The sequence below is a fragment of the Oceanobacillus sp. MO10714A genome (genome assembly GCF_037072045.1).
Taxonomy (GTDB): domain Bacteria; phylum Bacillota; class Bacilli; order Bacillales; family Amphibacillaceae; genus Oceanobacillus; species Oceanobacillus indicireducens.
Window position 1 is genome coordinate 40,790 of record NZ_JAXHDC010000017.1, and the last position, 17,249, is coordinate 58,038.

The 17,249-nt window shown below is 41.5% G+C and carries 18 protein-coding genes and 1 other annotated feature; all 18 genes read right to left on the reverse strand.

Annotated elements, in window-relative coordinates; genetic code table 11:
• Nucleotides 1-105: 105 nt before the first annotated feature.
• Nucleotides 106-531: a 50S ribosomal protein L11 gene (rplK, locus tag SPD53_RS10690; RefSeq protein WP_156857283.1), complete on the reverse strand. Its 426-nt coding sequence runs from the start codon at nt 529-531 to the stop codon at nt 106-108.
• Nucleotides 532-852: 321 nt separating this feature from the next.
• Nucleotides 853-1,386 carry a transcription termination/antitermination protein NusG gene (nusG, locus tag SPD53_RS10695; protein WP_156857284.1) on the reverse strand — a complete coding sequence of 178 codons (534 nt, stop codon included), beginning with the start codon at nt 1,384-1,386 and terminating at the stop codon, nt 853-855.
• Nucleotides 1,387-1,533: 147 nt separating this feature from the next.
• Nucleotides 1,534-1,701, reverse strand: a complete 168-nt coding sequence (gene secE / locus SPD53_RS10700; protein ID WP_156857285.1) for a preprotein translocase subunit SecE — start codon at nt 1,699-1,701, stop codon at nt 1,534-1,536.
• Nucleotides 1,702-1,732: 31 nt separating this feature from the next.
• Nucleotides 1,733-1,882, reverse strand: a complete 150-nt coding sequence (rpmG, locus tag SPD53_RS10705; protein WP_156857286.1) for a 50S ribosomal protein L33 — start codon at nt 1,880-1,882, stop codon at nt 1,733-1,735.
• 79 nt (nt 1,883-1,961) lie between these two features.
• Nucleotides 1,962-2,612: an RNA polymerase sporulation sigma factor SigH gene (gene sigH, locus SPD53_RS10710; protein WP_156857298.1), complete on the reverse strand. Its 651-nt coding sequence runs from the start codon at nt 2,610-2,612 to the stop codon at nt 1,962-1,964.
• Between the two features lie 122 nt (nt 2,613-2,734).
• A complete protein-coding gene (locus SPD53_RS10715) occupies nt 2,735-3,244 on the reverse strand; it encodes an NYN domain-containing protein (protein WP_188858467.1) in 510 nt (169 codons plus the stop codon).
• The gene (rlmB, locus tag SPD53_RS10720; protein ID WP_156857288.1) at nt 3,244-3,990 is read right to left on the reverse strand and encodes a 23S rRNA (guanosine(2251)-2'-O)-methyltransferase RlmB; all 747 of its coding nucleotides are present in this window, start codon (nt 3,988-3,990) and stop codon (nt 3,244-3,246) included. Before rlmB ends, SPD53_RS10715 begins: the two co-directional genes overlap by 1 nt.
• Nucleotides 3,983-4,402 (reverse strand): Mini-ribonuclease 3, encoded by a 420-nt coding sequence (locus tag SPD53_RS10725; protein ID WP_156857289.1) that lies wholly within the window; start codon nt 4,400-4,402, stop codon nt 3,983-3,985. The genes rlmB and SPD53_RS10725 overlap by 8 nt, the downstream gene beginning before the upstream one ends.
• A gap of 2 nt (nt 4,403-4,404) precedes the next feature.
• On the reverse strand, nt 4,405-5,805 hold the full coding sequence (cysS, locus tag SPD53_RS10730) for a cysteine--tRNA ligase (RefSeq protein WP_336252534.1): 1,401 nt from the start codon (nt 5,803-5,805) through the stop codon (nt 4,405-4,407).
• On the reverse strand, nt 5,795-6,457 hold the full coding sequence (gene cysE / locus SPD53_RS10735; RefSeq protein WP_198042671.1) for a serine O-acetyltransferase: 663 nt from the start codon (nt 6,455-6,457) through the stop codon (nt 5,795-5,797). Before cysE ends, cysS begins: the two co-directional genes overlap by 11 nt.
• Before the next feature lie 104 nt (nt 6,458-6,561).
• Nucleotides 6,562-6,777 (reverse strand) — a binding site (T-box leader).
• A 55-nt stretch (nt 6,778-6,832) separates the two neighbouring features.
• Nucleotides 6,833-8,305 carry a glutamate--tRNA ligase gene (gltX, locus tag SPD53_RS10740; RefSeq protein ID WP_336252535.1) on the reverse strand — a complete coding sequence of 491 codons (1,473 nt, stop codon included), beginning with the start codon at nt 8,303-8,305 and terminating at the stop codon, nt 6,833-6,835.
• A gap of 255 nt (nt 8,306-8,560) precedes the next feature.
• Nucleotides 8,561-9,658, reverse strand: coding sequence for a PIN/TRAM domain-containing protein (locus SPD53_RS10745; RefSeq protein WP_156857292.1), 1,098 nt, complete (start codon nt 9,656-9,658; stop codon nt 8,561-8,563).
• Between the two features lie 96 nt (nt 9,659-9,754).
• A complete protein-coding gene (gene radA, locus SPD53_RS10750; RefSeq protein WP_156857300.1) occupies nt 9,755-11,125 on the reverse strand; it encodes a DNA repair protein RadA in 1,371 nt (456 codons plus the stop codon).
• A 395-nt stretch (nt 11,126-11,520) separates the two neighbouring features.
• Nucleotides 11,521-13,950, reverse strand: a complete 2,430-nt coding sequence (gene clpC / locus SPD53_RS10755; RefSeq protein WP_156857293.1) for an ATP-dependent protease ATP-binding subunit ClpC — start codon at nt 13,948-13,950, stop codon at nt 11,521-11,523.
• Between the two features lie 12 nt (nt 13,951-13,962).
• Entirely contained in the window at nt 13,963-15,024 is a 1,062-nt protein-coding gene (locus SPD53_RS10760) for a protein arginine kinase (protein WP_188858480.1), read from the reverse strand.
• A complete protein-coding gene (locus tag SPD53_RS10765; RefSeq protein ID WP_308425608.1) occupies nt 15,021-15,572 on the reverse strand; it encodes a UvrB/UvrC motif-containing protein in 552 nt (183 codons plus the stop codon). Before SPD53_RS10765 ends, SPD53_RS10760 begins: the two co-directional genes overlap by 4 nt.
• A 25-nt stretch (nt 15,573-15,597) precedes the next feature.
• Nucleotides 15,598-16,062, reverse strand: coding sequence for a CtsR family transcriptional regulator (locus tag SPD53_RS10770; protein WP_336252536.1), 465 nt, complete (start codon nt 16,060-16,062; stop codon nt 15,598-15,600).
• 266 nt (nt 16,063-16,328) lie between these two features.
• Nucleotides 16,329-17,030 carry an MgtC/SapB family protein gene (locus SPD53_RS10775; RefSeq protein WP_336252537.1) on the reverse strand — a complete coding sequence of 234 codons (702 nt, stop codon included), beginning with the start codon at nt 17,028-17,030 and terminating at the stop codon, nt 16,329-16,331.
• Between the last annotated feature and the right edge of the window lie 219 nt (nt 17,031-17,249).

Consider the following 17,249-nt stretch of genomic DNA (forward strand, 5'->3'; position numbering starts at 1 on the left):
CTCACTCTCCTGCGAGCGCAGCCTGTACGCCCCTAAACAGCCGCTTACACTTTTGTGAAATAGCTGTGATTTCACAGGGAGACCACAGCTAACTAAGTTCCGAAATTAGTCTTCGATTGTAATACCCATGCTTCGGGCAGTACCTTCAACCATACGCATAGCAGCTTCAACATCCGCTGCGTTCAAGTCTTGCATTTTTGTTTCTGCGATTTCTTTTACTTCATCACGCTTAACTGTAGCCACTTTTGTTTTGTTTGGCTCACCAGATCCAGCGTTAATTCCTGCCGCTTTCATAAGCAGAACTGCTGCCGGTGGAGTTTTCGTAACAAATGTAAATGAACGGTCTTCAAACACCGTAATTTCTACAGGGATAATTAAACCTGCCTGTTCTTGTGTACGTGCATTGAACTCTTTACAGAATCCCATGATATTAATACCCGCTTGACCAAGTGCTGGTCCAACCGGTGGTGCTGGAGTAGCTTTACCAGCTGGGATTTGTAATTTCACTAATTTGATTACTTTATTAGCCACGAGACACACCTCCTTAAAGTCCGTGATGTGGTATTAGGGTTTTCCCCTCCCACTCTTACTCAAGCACTTCAACATTGAAGCACATAAATAACATAGAAATTCTACCATGTATATTATAAAATTGCAAGGGACAGTTTTATTTTCTTTTAAAAAGCCTAAAACATCGAACTACCTACCGTCCTAGAAGGAAAAGTTCGTATGTTGCTGCGACAATTGGACGTTCTAGTATAAACGCCCTTCGGTGGTGGGTCGAGTAATCGCAGCCCCAACCGTCGCGATATGAATCGCAAAACTTACTGTAAAGGCATTTCCGCCTTTGTTTTATAATTTCTCAACCTGTGTGAAGTCTAGTTCGATTGGTGTTTCTCTACCAAACATATTGACTAGAACTTTTAGTTTTTGTTTATCCAGGTCAATATTTTCAATTGTCCCTTCAAAGTCCGCGAACGGCCCTTCTTTTACCTTGACATTCTCTTTCAAGGCAAAGTCAACCTGTACTTCAGATACTTGGACGCCCATTCTTTTCAGCACGGCATCCACTTCATCTGGCAGTAGCGGGGTTGGTTTTGTCCCGTGACCACTCGAGCCGACAAATCCGGTTACACCTGGTGTATTCCGTACAACATACCAGGAGTCGTCCGTCATCACCATTTCCGTGAGAACATAACCAGGGAATGATTTCTTTTTAACTACTTTCTTTTTTCCATTTTTGATTTCTGTTTCTTCATCTTCAGGTACGACGACGCGGAATATTTTATCTTGCATCCCCATCGTTTCCACTCGTTTTTCAAGGTTGATCTTTACTTTATTCTCATAACCAGAGTACGTATGCACAACATACCAATTTTTCTCCATTTAATCAGGACAGTCTGCCCTTTCCCTCCCTTAGGTAATATGATTGGGGTACGCCCGTTTTATCCCAACATGAAAAACCCGACTGGTTGCGGGTTTTCTTTTGAATGTATATTTACTTTCATTATAGCATAGTTAACGGATTATTATTCAAAGAAGTTCTAAAAGCTGTGAAATTCCGAAGTCAACAATGAAAAAGAAGATGGCGATCAAAATAACAGTCGTTAATACAATTACGGTATAACTTCTTAGTTCCTTGCCAGTTGGCCAGCTTACCTTTTTCATTTCCCTTGAAACATTCTTTAAGAATTTAAACATTCTTTGTACCCCCCAAGCTCCACCTCATGCGCTACTTTGTCTCTTGATGTAATGTATGTTCCCCACAGTGCTTGCAAAACTTCTTCATTTCTAATCTGGTAGATGTTGTGGATACATTTTTGTTTGTTGAATAATTTCTACTTGAACAAACAGCACATGCTAAAGTTATCTTCTTACTCATCTTATCATCCCACTAACAGGGTATTTTTTCAACTAATAATGTAGCACGTTTCCTATCTCTCTGTCAACGGCTCTTTCTATCAGCTCTTTATTTCGTTTTGTTTAATCAGTTGCTCCAGCTTCTTTTTCACTCGTTGCAGGGCGTTATCTACCGACTTGAGATGACGTCCTAAACTCGTAGATATCTCCTGATAGGAACACCCATCAAGATAGAGATGAAGGACTTGCTTTTCAAACCCGCTTAATAATTCTGAAAGTTTTAACTCCATGTCTACTAGTTTCTCTTGATTCACCAATAATTCTTCAGGATCCACAGATCTAGAACCTGCAATTACATCGATTAGTGTTCGATCTGATTCTTCATCAAAAATAGGCTTGTCCAATGAAACGTAGGAGTTTAGCGGGGTATGCTTTTGCCTTGTGGCAGTTTTGATTGCGGTAATTATTTGCCTGGTGATACATAACTCTGCAAAGGCCTTGAAAGAGGAAAGCTTCTCTTTATCATAGTCACGAATTGCTTTGTAAAGACCTATCATTCCTTCCTGAACGATATCTTCACGATCTGCTCCAATCAAGAAGTATGTCCGTGCCTTACCTTGGACAAAGTTGCGGTATTTGTTGATTAGAAAATCTAGCGCATGTTTATCTTCTTGATGAACTAAATGAATAAGTTTTTCATCATCAAGCATGTGTAAGCCTGAATACTCTATGTCCAATTGCTTGACTTCCACCAAGAATTACCCCCGTTCACATATGATAAGCTAGCTGTAAACGTTATTATATACAGGAGTAATGGTTTCGTCAATATAGCAAGAGCTTTTTTAGTATAAAAAGGAGAAAAGAATCTATTTTCTCAATTTTCTCCCCTTCTCATTTTTTCAAAACGCTCCAGAATCTCTTGATCGAGGATAATCTTTGTTTGTGGCTGCTTCTTCTCTTGCTCCTTCAAGCGCTCATCGATTTCATTCTCCATATCGCGAAGGTCAGCTTTTAGCTCACGGGCCGAGATACGTAATGCTCCTTGAGCGAAAATCGTTCGTTGTTCCGTATAGTCGTTGGTTGCTACATAAACTTGTGTTTTTACATTTTTTAATTTCTTGATTAAACGTTCAATCCGTTCGTCCGCTGTTTCATTTTCTTTTGTGTAAATAACTTCTATTTTAAATTGCTTCAGCTTGCTCTCCCGCCCCGGGGCCTCGTGGGCATCAAATACAACAATGACCCTCATCCCGGTAAAAGCCTGATACTCAGCCATCCGTTCTATAAGGAGGTCCCGTGCCGCCGCCATATCTTTATCGCGTAAATGTTGCAGTTCCTCCCAATCCCCGATGATATTGTACCCGTCTACTAATAATATATTCATCAGCTCTCACCTAGTGGGGTTCGCTTTCTGTAAATCTCATATAATAATAAGCTGCAGGCAACGGAAGCGTTTAAGGAGGAAACTTCACCAGACATCGGAATACGCACTGTCCAATCACATTTCTTTCGCACGAGTCGTGAAATGCCTTTTCCTTCATTGCCAATAACAACTGCAATTGGCATGGTTCCGTCTAGTCTGCGGTAATCTTCGGTTGCTTCCCCTTCTGTGCCTACGACCCAAACGTGCCTCTCTTTCAGCTCATCGATTGTATCCGCAATATTCGTTACCCGGACGACCGGAATATGTTCGATTGCTCCTGCTGCCGTCTTCGCAACAGTTGCTGTTAAACCAACAGAGCGGCGTTTCGGAATAATTACACCGTGGACACCTGTAGCGTCCGCCGTTCGTAAAATAGAACCTAAATTATGCGGGTCTTCCAGCTCGTCCAAGATAATAAAAAAGGGATCTTCTCCTCTTTGTTCTGCTCGCACGAAAAGGTCTTCCAAGTTTCCGTAATCATAAGAAGCAACATATGCAACTATTCCTTGATGATTTCCATTAGAGATACTATCGAGTTTCGCTTTTGGAACGTGCTGAACGATTGTTCCAGCCTCTTTCGCAAGCTGCTTTATTTTCTTTATGGTATTGGGATTCAAATGCTCGGCAACAAACACTTTATTTACCGAACGCCCCGAGGAAAGTGCCTCGAGGACGGGGTTTTTACCTATGATTATTTCATCACTCATTGTTGTTCTTCCTCTCCTCTATTGTTGTTGTAATGAATGTTACAGCAGCTTGCATCAATTCATACAGTCTGTCTTCATTTTGGTCGATATAATGATAGCCTAACAACGCTTCAAAACCTGTACTATGGCGATACGTCTGAACACTGCTATTCTTAGGAATGGAGCCGGACTTTGCATTTCTCCCTCTGGCGACAATGCGCTCTTCTTCCGGAGAAAGCATTCCGGTTTCCAACCAATTAAACAATACGGCGGCCTGCCCCTTGGCTGACACGAAATTTACAGCCTTCTGATGTAATTGATGGGGCTTGACCTGACCCGTTTTAAGTAAATGTTCCCTGACATACACTTCATAAACAGCATCACCTATATAAGCAAGTGCTAAACTATTCATTTGTTTTGCTTCAAGTGTCATGCTTAGCCTCTTTTCCAGCGGACTCCTTGCGCGGTATCTTCTAAAATAATTGATCTATCTTTTAGAAGGTCCCGTATTTCATCTGCACGTTGATAATCTTTATTTTTCCTTGCTTCATTCCGCTCTTCAATCAGCGTTTCAATCTCTTCGTCCAAGAGTTCCTGCTCCTCCTCCAGATCAATACCGAGAATTCCAAGCAGGGTGACAATCGTTTCCTGGAAAGCTTCGAGTACGGACGTGTGAGTCTGCTCTTGGTCGAGATAAATATTCGCTTCTTTTGCAAGATCGAACAATACGGAAATCGCATTGGCTGTATTGAAATCATCATCCATTTCCTTTTCAAAATCAAGGGTGAACTGCTTGATTTTCTTGAGCCACTCTTCCTTGTTATCGACAAGATTCATGCTTGTTTGCTTCCGATGTTCCAAATTATGATAAGCCGTTTTAATTCGTTCTAAACTGTTTTTTGCACTACCCAATAATTCTTCCGTGAAATTAATCGGGTTGCGGTAGTGAACACTCAACATAAAGAAGCGCAACGCTTCAGGGTCATGTTTCTTAATTAAGTCTTTCGTCAAAACAAAATTTCCGAGAGACTTCGACATCTTTTCATTATCGATATTGATATAACCATTATGCATCCAGTAATTCGCAAAAGGTTTATCATTCATCGATTCCGATTGAGCAATTTCATTTTCATGATGCGGGAAAGTTAAGTCCTGACCACCTGCGTGGATATCAATCGTTTCACCGAGATATTTCTTCGCCATAGCCGAGCATTCGATATGCCAGCCTGGTCTTCCCACTCCCCAAGGAGAGTCCCATGCAACTTCTCCATCCTTCGCTTGTTTCCAAAGCGCGAAGTCAAGTGGATCTTCCTTCTTTTCCCCAACTTGAATTCTTGCCCCTACTCGTAGCTCATCAATTGACTGATGGGAAAGCTTTCCGTATCCTTCAAAGGAACGCGGTTTGAAATACACATCGCCTTCCACTTCGTAAGCATAGCCTTTATCAACCAAACCTTCGATAAAGGCAATAATATCATCCATTGTTTCTGTTACACGCGGGTGATGTGTCGCTTTTTTAACTCCTAGTGCCTGCACGTCGGCTAAATATGCATCGATAAACCGGTCGGCAAGTGTCCGAACATCCTCGCCGCTCTCCTCAGCCGCTTGAATGATCTTATCATCGACATCGGTAAAATTTAGTACATAATCAACTTCATAACCTTTATATTCAAAATAGCGTCGCACCGTATCAAACACAATCGCAGGGCGGGCATTCCCGATATGAATATAGTTATAAACGGTTGGACCACAAACATACATCTTAAGTTTCCCTGGTTCTATTGGTTTAAAGTCTTCTTTCTCTCGAGTTAACGTATTAAATAATTTAATCGACATGTTGGAAATGACTCCCCTTCTTCAGCTTTTCAATCTCTGCTTGTAGTGTATCAATTTCTTGTTGCATCTGTTCAATCCGATCAGCAACCGGGTCCGGCAATTTATGATGTTCCAAGTCTTTTACGCGTACTCCGTCTTGGATGACCACTTTACCAGGAATTCCGACTACTGTGGAGTTGGCAGGAACATCTTTTAAAACGACGGAACCGCCACCAATTTTTGCATTTTCTCCAATCGTGATATCCCCAAGAACCTTTGCCCCCGTCGATATGAGGGCATTATCCTTTACCGTCGGATGGCGCTTTCCTTTTTCTTTACCAGTCCCCCCAAGAGTAACTCCTTGGTAAATCGTTACGTTATTAGCGATTTCACAAGTCTCGCCAATTACTACTCCCATTCCGTGGTCAATGAATAGGCGTCTACCAATCTTTGCCCCCGGATGAATTTCGATTCCGGTCAGGAATCTGCTGATTTGTGAAATGGCACGGGCCAGGAAGAACAGTCGCCGATTATAAAACGCATGGGCAACCCGGTGAAACCATATTGCATGGAGTCCGGAATAGGTTAAAAAAATTTCAAAATAAGTTCGTGCAGCGGGATCTTGGTCAAAGACAACATCCATATCTTCTTTCATCCGCTGAAATATACCCATTGTCAAACCACCCTTCGTTATAGAATAAGAGCATTTTACATGACTTGCTTAAACCCTAGTTAGTGAATTGAATTAATCAACATAAAAAAAGCGTCTCTGCATTAGACAGAGACGCTTAAGCGCGGTTCCACTCTGTTTGAAGGAATTGCTTCCTTCCAACTTAGGCTCTTGGTAACGGTAGAGTTCCGCTATTATGTACTTTATTTCCATAATAGACTCAGAGGGGCACTTCGGAAGTTTCGTTTAAAATCACTCGCAGCCAAGGTGATTCTCTCTGGATAAACGAAGAAATTCCTACTTTTCCTCTTCAACGCTCCAATATTTACTATTACTATATTACAGTTTTCCAATTTTGTGAACCGGAAAGCTCTGCAATCAATTTGCTGTTGTTTCCTCGAGGACTTTGTCTAGACGGATCATGACAACTTCTTTACCAAGTAGTGCGATTGCTTGTGGAAGTTCTGGACCATGGGTTTGGCCAGTCGTTGCGACACGAATCGGCATGAATAATTTTTTCCCTTTATAACCAGTTTCTTTCTGTGTTGCCTTCGTCTGGGCTTTAATCTCGTCAGCCGTAAAGGATTCGAGTGTGTCCAACTTATTTTTGAAGCTTTGAAGAACTTCTGGGACTTGTTCTTCTTCAAGAACTTTAATTGCATCTTCGTTATAATTAATTTCCTCTGTGAAGAACAACTCAGTCAATTCGACAATTTCCTCACCATAACCCAATTGTTCCTGATAAAGTGCAATCACATTCTCCGCCCACTTGCGCTTTTCTTCATCCATATTTTCCGGTAATTTTCCAGCAGCAATTAAATGCGGCATGGCAAGGTCGATTACTTTTTCAAGATCGACATTCTTAATGTATTCTCCGTTCATCCACTTCAACTTTTGCTGGTCAAAAATTGCAGGAGAAGTCGATAATCTATCCGGATCAAAGATATCAATTAACGTGTCCTTATCGAAAATCTCTTCTTCGCCAACAGGAGACCATCCAAGCAAACTAATAAAGTTGAACATCGCTTCCGGCAGATAACCAAGATTATGATATTGCTCTATGAACTGTAGTATATGTTCATCCCGCTTACTTAACTTCTTCCGGTTCTCATTTAAGATCAGCGTTATATGACCGTACGTTGGAGCAGTCCATCCGAAAGCATTAAAAATCATCATTTGCTTCGGTGTATTAGAAATATGCTCTTCTCCACGGAGCACATGAGTGATTTTCATTAAACGATCATCTATCGCAACGGCAAAGTTATAGGTTGGAATACCGTTCTTTTTCACGATTACCCAATCACCAAAATCACTAGATTCAAATGTGATATTGCCACGTACAAGATCATGGAATGTATAAGTTTCATTTTCAGGGACACGGAAACGAATACTCGGAAGTCTGCCTTCCGCTTCAAATGCTGCAATTTGCTCGTCCGTCAGGTTGCGATGAGCACCAGAATACTTCGGCACCTGGCCTTTCGCTCTCTGCTCCTCCCGCTCTTGTTCTAACTCTTCTTCCGTCATATAGCATTTATATGCAAGGCCACGCTCCAAGAGCTCGTCTACATATTTTTCGTATAAATCAAGACGCTCGGTCTGACGGTATGGGCCGTACTCTCCGCCAATATCCGGTCCTTCATCCCACTCGATACCTAACCATTTCAAATAGCGGAGCTGGCTCTCTTCGCCCCCTTCCACATTTCGCTTCTCGTCAGTATCTTCCGTTCGAATAATAAATTTCCCGTTATAATGTTTTGTGAACAGATAGTTAAACAATGCTGTTCTTGCATTACCAATATGCAAATGACCTGTAGGGCTTGGTGCATAGCGTACCCGAACCTCATTCGTCATGATGTTTCCCCTCTCTTTTTAAAAAATATGTACCGTAACATGAGTGATATAGTAAACCTCACTCAAATGGGGGCGTCTTTCACTCCCATTGAAAGATAGTTGAACAGAATAACGTATTTACGGACTTTCCCCCTTATCTTCCTCTTAATTAAATACTCATGTTTAGAGGGATTCCAGACCGTGAATGCTTGAAAAGTGATAACAATATACATGTTATCACTTTTCAAGTATTATCCTTAATAAGTTATACCGTTTTTACAGTGCTTTTTCAAGTGTTTTTGGTTTTGCAAAGATCATTCTACCTGCGGAAGTCTGCAGGACACTTGTAATGATGACTTCAATTGTTTTCCCAATATAGTCACGGCCTTCTTCTACAACAATCATCGTTCCATCATCCAAATAAGCAATCCCCTGTCGCTGTTCTTTCCCGTCCTTGATTACTTGGACGACCAGTTCTTCTCCCGGAAGGACGACAGGTTTTACTGCATTTGCAAGATCATTAATATTGAGCACAGGAACACGCTGCAGATCACACACTTTATTCAAGTTGAAATCATTCGTTACAACAATTCCATCCGTCACTTTAGCAAGTTTGATTAATTTACTGTCCACTTCAGCTATCTCTTCAAAATCACCTTCATAGATTTCTACTTTAATCGGTAATTCCTTTTGAATACGATTCAGCACATCGAGTCCACGCCGGCCTCGATTGCGTTTCAATGCATCCGACGAATCAGCAATATGCTGCAGCTCTCCTAATACAAATTGAGGAATCACTAATGTCCCTTCCAGAAACCCTGTACTGCAAATATCGGCAATCCTGCCATCTATTATAACACTTGTATCGAGTATTTTCGGTTTCGGCACCTCATCTTTTTGCTCCGCGTCACCTTCATCAGTAGTTTCTTTCAATTTATCCTTTTTCCCTGTCCGCAATAAACTGGAGAATTCCTCCCGCCGGCGAAAACCGACACGGAAACCTAAATAACCAAGGATAATCGTGATGAAAATCGGCAGTACCTGGGAGACTACTTGGATATTGATATCCTGGAGCGGCATCGTACCGAGATAAGATATGACGAGTCCGACAATCATTCCTAAGCTACCAAATAGTAAATCCATTGCCGGCAGCTTAATCAGGGTATCTTCTATCCATTTAAAAAAGTTTACTACATGATCCACAATAACATAGGAGAGTAAAAATAAAATAATTGCACCTAAGGCCATGCCTAAATATGGGTTTTTCAGCAAGTTCATATCTATATTCAATAAATCAATAATCATGGGGATGTATAGAAAACCAATCGTTCCCCCAAGAACAATAAAAAAGATACGAACAACCTTCTTCAACATTTTCTCACCTCCTTAAGTTTATTATTACCTTTATTTTTCATTTATAACCCTACGGATAGGAGAGATAAGCTCATTTCTTCACTAAAAACGATAAAATCACCTTGCAAGTCCAATTTCTAATGCTTCCTGAATGGTGGAAACACCAACTACTTGAATATCCTTCGGTACCGTCCAACCATCCAAATTATGTTGTGGACAAATAACGCGCTCGAAGCCGAGTTTAGCCGCTTCTTGTACACGTTGTTCAATCCGGGACACCCTCCTAATTTCTCCAGTCAGCCCAACTTCGCCGATAAAAATATCCTTTGGTTCTGTCGGCTGGTCTCGGAAGCTTGATGCTATACTAATCGCAATCGCTAAATCAATTGCAGGCTCATCCAACTTCACTCCACCGGCTACTTTTAAATAAGCATCCTGGTTCTGCAGCATGAAGCCGACCCTTTTTTCCAATACAGCCATGAGCAGCGGAACACGGTTCGAATCGATCCCGGTTGCCATTCTACGTGGATTTCCAAAGCTGGAAGGTGATATTAAAGCTTGAATTTCTACTAAAATAGGACGCGTCCCTTCCATCGATGCAACGACAGTAGAACCTGCTGTTCCTGCCTTTCGCTCTTCCAAGAAAATTTCCGAAGCGTTCAAGACTTCACGTAACCCTTCTTCACGCATTTCAAAAATTCCCATCTCATGTGTACTGCCGAACCGGTTTTTCACACTCCGTAAAATCCGGTAAGTATGATGTCGTTCCCCTTCAAAATACAAAACTGTATCTACCATATGTTCCAACAATCTTGGCCCAGCAATAGCGCCTTCCTTCGTAACATGCCCCACAATAAAAACAGATATATGATTAGATTTAGCAATCCGCATAAGTTCCCCGGTGCTCTCCCGTACTTGGGAAACGCTTCCTGGTGCACTCGTTACTTCTTCTCTGTAGATCGTTTGAATCGAATCAACGATGACAAGTTCTGGTTTCAGCTTTTCAATCTGTTGACCAATATCGTATAAATTGGTTTCACTTAATACGTATAATTCCGCTTCTTGGACACCTAGACGATCTGCTCGAAGTTTCGTTTGTCTCGTTGATTCTTCTCCTGATATATAGAGGACACGCATTTTTTTCTTAGCGATCTGGGCTGATATTTGCAACAGCAATGTCGATTTCCCAATCCCTGGATCCCCACCGATCAATACGAGTGAACCAGGAACAATCCCACCGCCTAGTACACGGTTGAATTCTCGCATTTCGGTTGTAATTCGTGGTTCTTTCTGTGATTCAAGTTGTGTAATCGGTTCTGGTTTACTGACCGTCCGCTTACCGGTCGTGACATGCCTGCCGCCGCTAGCTCCAGCCTGGACTTCTTCAACCATCGTATTCCAGTTACCACAGCCCGGGCATTTCCCCATCCATTTCGGAGATTCATAGCCGCAGTCTTGGCAGACAAACGTATTCTTGCGTTTAGCCAAACTCATTCGGTCCCTTCTTCTATTGTATACGAATATTGATTCTCATAGGTTACATAATAGTTTCAATTTCACAACTATCTTCCTAAATTATGCCACATTCGGTGATAAATGCATGTTACTAACTCCCTTGAAGGTCCAGAGCTCATGCTGCCCCCTTACACCTTCGCTTCCCGCAAGCGGCTGATATGCCTCTCTTCCTGCAGGAGTCTTCGGTGTAATGGGGATCTCCTGGAAGTACGTTTAAAATTGATTTTGTATCTACTTATTTACCTAGTAGTTTCTTATATTGTAAAAAAATATAATTAAGTGCGCTTTGAACTGCGGAACTCGGGTTCGAGTGTAGTAAAAGCTAGAAGAGGTGGCTCTTCTAGCTTTTCTATGATAGTCGTGCTGTTTTATTTTAGTATGATGAATTCGCCCTTATTATTTAGTCCGATTTTCACGGTCTTGCCTTTTTCGACTGTTCCTTTCAGTAATTCTTCTGATAACATATTTTCAATATTTTGCTGAATGGAGCGTCTTAATGGTCTTGCTCCGTATTCCGGATCGAATCCTTCGTTAGCAATTTTCTCGATTGCTTTATCTGTCATTGATAGTTCAATTTCTTGTTGTTGCAATCGTTCTTTTAACTCTTCCAGCATGAGTACAACAATATCTTTCATATGTTTCTTCTCTAAGGAATGGAAGACAATTGTCTCGTCAATCCGGTTTAAAAACTCTGGACGGAAGGCTTTCTTCAGCGCATCCATGACCTTCGACTTCATATCAGCATGCTGCTGGCTTTCATCCGCAACATTGAAGCCGACAAATTTATTACGGCGCAGTTCACTTGCACCGACATTTGACGTCATAATGATAACCGTGTTACGAAAATCAACCGTTCTTCCTTTGGAGTCGGTTAAGCGTCCATCTTCCAGAACTTGAAGCAGGATGTTGAACACTTCCGGGTGGGCTTTCTCCACTTCATCTAAAAGAACAACGGAGTAAGGTTTTCTGCGTACTTTTTCCGTTAGCTGTCCGCCTTCTTCATAACCGACATACCCCGGAGGTGATCCGACTAATCTAGCAGTGGAATGCCTCTCCATATACTCCGACATATCCACGCGTATCATCGCATCCTCATCAGCAAACATCACTTCAGCAAGGGCTCTTGCCAGCTCTGTTTTACCGACACCAGTAGGACCCAAGAAGATGAATGAACCGATTGGACGCTTCGGATCTTTCAGTCCTGAGCGAGCTCTGCGTATTGCAGTCGATATAGCTTTCACCGCTTCTTCTTGACCAATAACACGCTCATGGAGTATTTCTTCCATATCAAGTAGACGTTTCGATTCATCCTTCGTAAGCTTAGCTACAGGAACACCAGTCCAAATCGATACGACGCTCGCAATGTCTTCAACAGTTACCTCAGAATCCATTTGACCTTGCTTCTCTTTCCATTCATTTTTCGTCTTCTCGAGTTCTTCCCGGTAACGCTGTTCAGTATCGCGTAAAGATGCTGCTTTTTCAAATTCCTGGCTCTGGACAGCTGCATCTTTTTCCTTCCTTACGTCAGCCAGTTTTTGTTCTAATTCCTTTAAGTTCGGTGGAATCGTGTAGGAACGAAGACGAACTTTTGAACCGGCCTCATCAATTAAGTCAATCGCCTTATCCGGTAAAAAGCGGTCTGTAATATAACGATCAGAAAGGCTCGCACTTGCTTCAATCGCTTCATCCGTAATCGTTACGCGGTGGTGGGCCTCATAGCGGTCACGCAGACCTTTTAAGATGAGAATCGTTTCCTCAACAGATGGCTCATCTACTTGAATTGGCTGGAAACGACGTTCAAGTGCTGCATCTTTTTCAATGTATTTTCGGTATTCATCTAGCGTCGTTGCACCAATACACTGAATTTCTCCACGGGAAAGGGATGGTTTTAAAATATTGGATGCGTCAATTGCACCTTCCGCTCCCCCCGCACCAATTAATGTATGCAATTCATCGATGAAAAGAATAACATTTCCGGCTTGACGAATTTCTTCCATCACTTTTTTTAATCGATCTTCAAATTCCCCACGGTATTTCGTCCCTGCAACGACCGTTCCCATATCAAGCGTCATAACACGCTTATCACGTAACGTTTCCGGTACTTCATTATCGATAATTTGCTGGGCAAGGCCTTCAGCAACAGCTGTTTTACCGACACCCGGCTCTCCAATTAATACAGGATTATTCTTCGTCCGGCGGCTTAACACCTGAATGACACGCTCAATTTCCTTAGAACGACCAATAACCGGATCAATTTTACCTTCTCTTGCACTTACAGTTAAATCTCTTGCAAGGGAATCTAGTGTTGGGGTACTTGCATTCGATTGTTGCCCTGCACGCCCTCTTCTGCCAGCTTGAGACTCATTACTACCAAGTAGCTTCAAAACCTGCTGACGAGCTTTATTTAAGCTTATACCGAGATTGTTGAGGACACGTGCTGCCACACCTTCCCCTTCACGGATAAGACCGAGTAAAATATGTTCCGTTCCTACATAGGAATGACCAAGCTTACGTGCTTCATCTTGTGATAATTCCACAACCTTTTTTGCCCGGGGAGTATAGTGAATTGATTGCATCGGCTGTTTACCGACTCCGATTAATTTCTCCACTTCTTCTTGAATTTTTTCCACTTGTACGCCTAATGATTGCAACGCTTTAGCGGCAATCCCTTCGCCTTCGCGAACAAGCCCGAGCAAAATATGCTCTGTTCCAATGTTATTATGTCCGAGACGAACTGCCTCTTCCTGTGATAGCGCAAGTACCTTTTGCGCCCTTTCTGTAAATCTTCCAAACATCATCTGGCATCCCTCCTATTTCTCTAATTCAAGTCTTTCTCTGATGAGCGAAGCACGAAATACATCGCGCTCCCGTGGTGTCAAGCGTTTATTAGCATAATATTGTAAGAATCCTGGCTGCGTTAAAATCATTAATTCATTTAATATATTTTTAGATATATTTTCAATAATACCCAAGTCTATACCTAAACGCACGTTAGAAATGCATTTAGCAGCTTCCTTTGATTCGATGATTCGGGCGTTCTTCAGTGTTCCGTAAGACCTGAAAATGCGGTCTTCCAGACTGACTCCAAGTTGTTCGGTAATATAGCTCCGGGCAAGTCGTTCTTGCTCAATCAGTTGCTTGACAACACTTGCCAGGTCAAAGATAATGTCCTTCTCTGATTTCCCAAGGGTAATTTGATTAGATATTTGGAATATATTACCTAGAGATTCACTGCCTTCCCCGTATATCCCCCTTACGACTAAACCGAACTGGTTAATCGCGGGAATCATACGGCTCATCTGCTTTGTGATAACAAGGGCCGGCAAGTGCATCATCACGGATGCCCGCATTCCTGTACCCACGTTCGTTGGACAACTCGTTAGATACCCGAAATTCTCATCAAACGCATAATCAATCCGTTCTTCTATCCAATCATCTAGCTCTGAAGCTTGTTTCAGACCATCAGTAAGTTGATATCCGGGTAAATAAAGTTGAATCCTCAAATGATCTTCTTCATTGATCATGATGGAGACCTGCTCATTTTTAGAAATAAGTGCTGCTGACTGCGGATATCTTGCTAGACTAGGACTAATAAGATGCTTCTCTATGAGTATCTGGTTCTCTATTTCCGATAAATCCTTTGTTGATAAAAAGTAAAAATCTGTGTAATCCTGGAAGGAAGATTCATTATATGTCTGTTTCATGAAATCATGAACCTTCTTTAATTCCTCTTCTTTGCCTAGGATGGGATAGGTAACATTAGCGAAATTCCGAGCTAAACGAATCCGGCTGCTCAGCACGATATCACTATCAGCACCCTCCTCTCGCATCCACGGACTAATCGCTTCGTTTAGAAAGTGCTCCAATGTCATCCTTCACTCTCCCCCCTCTTAACTGCTTCATCCGTTTCCAACGCTTTTATTTTATCTCGGAGTACTGCGGCTTCTTCAAAAGCCTCTTGCTCTATTAACTTCTTCATCTGGTTACGGTATTCCTCTAATTTACGTTTTTTTTGTATATTTCCACCTGTTCGCTTTGGTATTTTACCAGCATGTGTTGTATTTCCGGCATGGACCCGTCGTAGTATCGGGCTTAAGCTTTCCGAAAAAGTTTCATAACAGGTTGCACAACCGAATTTGCCCATTTCCTTAAAAGTGGAAAAGGTCAGTTTACAATTCGGGCATTGCAGCTCTTTCGTTTGCTTTGTATCAGCCACGTGGGCTCCAAATGGATACGAATCAAAGTTAAATAATCCAGTAAGTAAATCATGGAGAGAAGAGCCTTGATCTTGAGACTGCATATAACCTTTTTCCTGAGCACAAACTTCGCACACACGGACTTCTTTTTTCTCCCCATTTATTACTCGTTTAAAGTAAACCGTAGCTGGCCGCTTTTGGCACTCTTGACATTCCACACGCATCTTCCCCCTTCTCAACACAATAGAGTTAATTATAGTATTTTAGAGTATTAAGCATCGCCGTTAAAATACGTGCTCGAATTTGATCACGTTCCGGTAGTTGAAATGGTAAAGTCGTCCGCTCAATCGCACTATAGATCAGCTTTTCTTCTCGATTCGTAATGATTTCTTCCTCCCGCAGACGCTCCAGCACATGAATTGCTGCCTGCTGTGAAATACTTGGATTAATCATTTTAATAATGCCATCAATCAATTCCGCCTTGTCTTCATGTTTTACACGAATAATCCGTATATATCCCCCACCACCACGCTTACTCTCTACAATATACCCTTTTTCCGTTGTAAATCTTGTGTTAATCACATAATTAATCTGTGAAGGCACACACTCAAACTGATCCGCAATTTCATTCCGCTTAATTTCAATTGCATTTTTTCCTGTGGAATGTAGTACTTTTTTTAGATATGCTTCAATAATATCTGAAATATTGCTCATTGCTAAGAATTCCCCTCTCCTTACATATCACTCATTTCTAGCTATGCCGGAACAAAAGGAATGACATTGACTTTGACTATCTTTGACTATAAATTAATTATACGCCAAAATGTAACCGTTGAAAAGTAATAACCAATATTCTATTCTAGACACTTTTCATGAAAATAAACGGAGAGAAGAGGAAATTTGAGTTTAAAATAATAAAGGGCCAGTTAAAATGGAAAAGTCTCTCCCTTGTTTAACTTTACCGCTTAACTTATACGGCATCACTTTTCCAATTGACTAATATTATTTACTCCTTCTAATTCTGATATTTCTTCAAATAATGCAAGTAACTGGGTACCTTCCATATTTCTCATCTTAAAATAAATTTTTCGGAGATCCCTTTCCATTTTCTCCACTTCCACTGCAATAATATTCACATCATAAGCTTCTGCTACTTCAACAAGCTGGTGAACTTTTATATTGCGCTCTACAACCATTTCAATTCTTGTGTACTTCCGCTGGGAAGGAAGCAATCTTTCAAGGTTATTCAACACAACTAAACTAATTAAAATGATCAGCGTAGCAACAATGGCTGGACCATACATTCCCGCGCCTACAACCAGCCCAATACCTGCCACAGCCCATATGGATGCCGCCGTAGTAAGCCCTCGAATCGTTCCTCCATATACTATAATCGTCCCCGCTCCAAGAAACCCTATCCCGCTAATCACATAAGAAGGGATACGGGCCGGATCAAAGCGTACATTATCATAGTGCTCCAGAAATTCAAGAAAACCAAATATTGATAAAAGCATCATCAGGCTTGCACCGACACCCACTAATATATGAGTCCGAAATCCTGCAGAGTGATTATTCCACTCCCGTTCAAAGCCAATTATTCCGGATAATACTAAAGCAACGAGTAACCTTGTTACGATAATATAAAAATGCTCCCCTATTATATTCTGTAAAAATACTTCCATCTATCGTATCCTCTTTTCTATATATTATCCTTAGTCAATTATATGAAACACCTTTCCCAAATAACAACTAGAATTAAACGTTAGTTATAATTTATATTACGACCTGTTAGGTTGCTCGCACGCACTCAGTCACAGGGCTTCAACCTTAGAATTTCTCCACCCGTTCCCCCATCAACTAGCAATTAATTGCTTGCTGGGGCGCACAAAATACAAAAAGAC

Excerpts from the sequence above, each read along its gene's own strand:
- SPD53_RS10775 (WP_336252537.1), bottom strand. The coding sequence starts at position 17,030 with ATGGAAGTATTTTTACAGAATATAATAGGGGAGCATTTTTATATTATC.
- SPD53_RS10745 (WP_156857292.1), bottom strand. The coding sequence starts at position 9,658 with ATGTTGAAGAAGGTTGTTCGTATCTTTTTTATTGTTCTTGGGGGAACG.
- SPD53_RS10770 (WP_336252536.1), bottom strand. The coding sequence starts at position 16,062 with ATGAGCAATATTTCAGATATTATTGAAGCATATCTAAAAAAAGTACTA.
- SPD53_RS10760 (WP_188858480.1), bottom strand. The coding sequence starts at position 15,024 with ATGACATTGGAGCACTTTCTAAACGAAGCGATTAGTCCGTGGATGCGA.
- cysS (WP_336252534.1), bottom strand. The coding sequence starts at position 5,805 with ATGTCGATTAAATTATTTAATACGTTAACTCGAGAGAAAGAAGACTTT.
- SPD53_RS10715 (WP_188858467.1), bottom strand. The coding sequence starts at position 3,244 with ATGAATATATTATTAGTAGACGGGTACAATATCATCGGGGATTGGGAG.
- secE (WP_156857285.1), bottom strand. The coding sequence starts at position 1,701 with ATGTTTAAATTCTTAAAGAATGTTTCAAGGGAAATGAAAAAGGTAAGC.
- clpC (WP_156857293.1), bottom strand. The coding sequence starts at position 13,950 with ATGATGTTTGGAAGATTTACAGAAAGGGCGCAAAAGGTACTTGCGCTA.
- cysE (WP_198042671.1), bottom strand. The coding sequence starts at position 6,457 with ATGGGTATATTTCAGCGGATGAAAGAAGATATGGATGTTGTCTTTGAC.
- rlmB (WP_156857288.1), bottom strand. The coding sequence starts at position 3,990 with ATGAGTGATGAAATAATCATAGGTAAAAACCCCGTCCTCGAGGCACTT.
- nusG (WP_156857284.1), bottom strand. The coding sequence starts at position 1,386 with ATGGAGAAAAATTGGTATGTTGTGCATACGTACTCTGGTTATGAGAAT.
- gltX (WP_336252535.1), bottom strand. The coding sequence starts at position 8,305 with ATGACGAATGAGGTTCGGGTACGCTATGCACCAAGCCCTACAGGTCAT.
- SPD53_RS10765 (WP_308425608.1), bottom strand. The coding sequence starts at position 15,572 with ATGCGTGTGGAATGTCAAGAGTGCCAAAAGCGGCCAGCTACGGTTTAC.
- rpmG (WP_156857286.1), bottom strand. The coding sequence starts at position 1,882 with ATGAGTAAGAAGATAACTTTAGCATGTGCTGTTTGTTCAAGTAGAAAT.
- SPD53_RS10725 (WP_156857289.1), bottom strand. The coding sequence starts at position 4,402 with ATGACACTTGAAGCAAAACAAATGAATAGTTTAGCACTTGCTTATATA.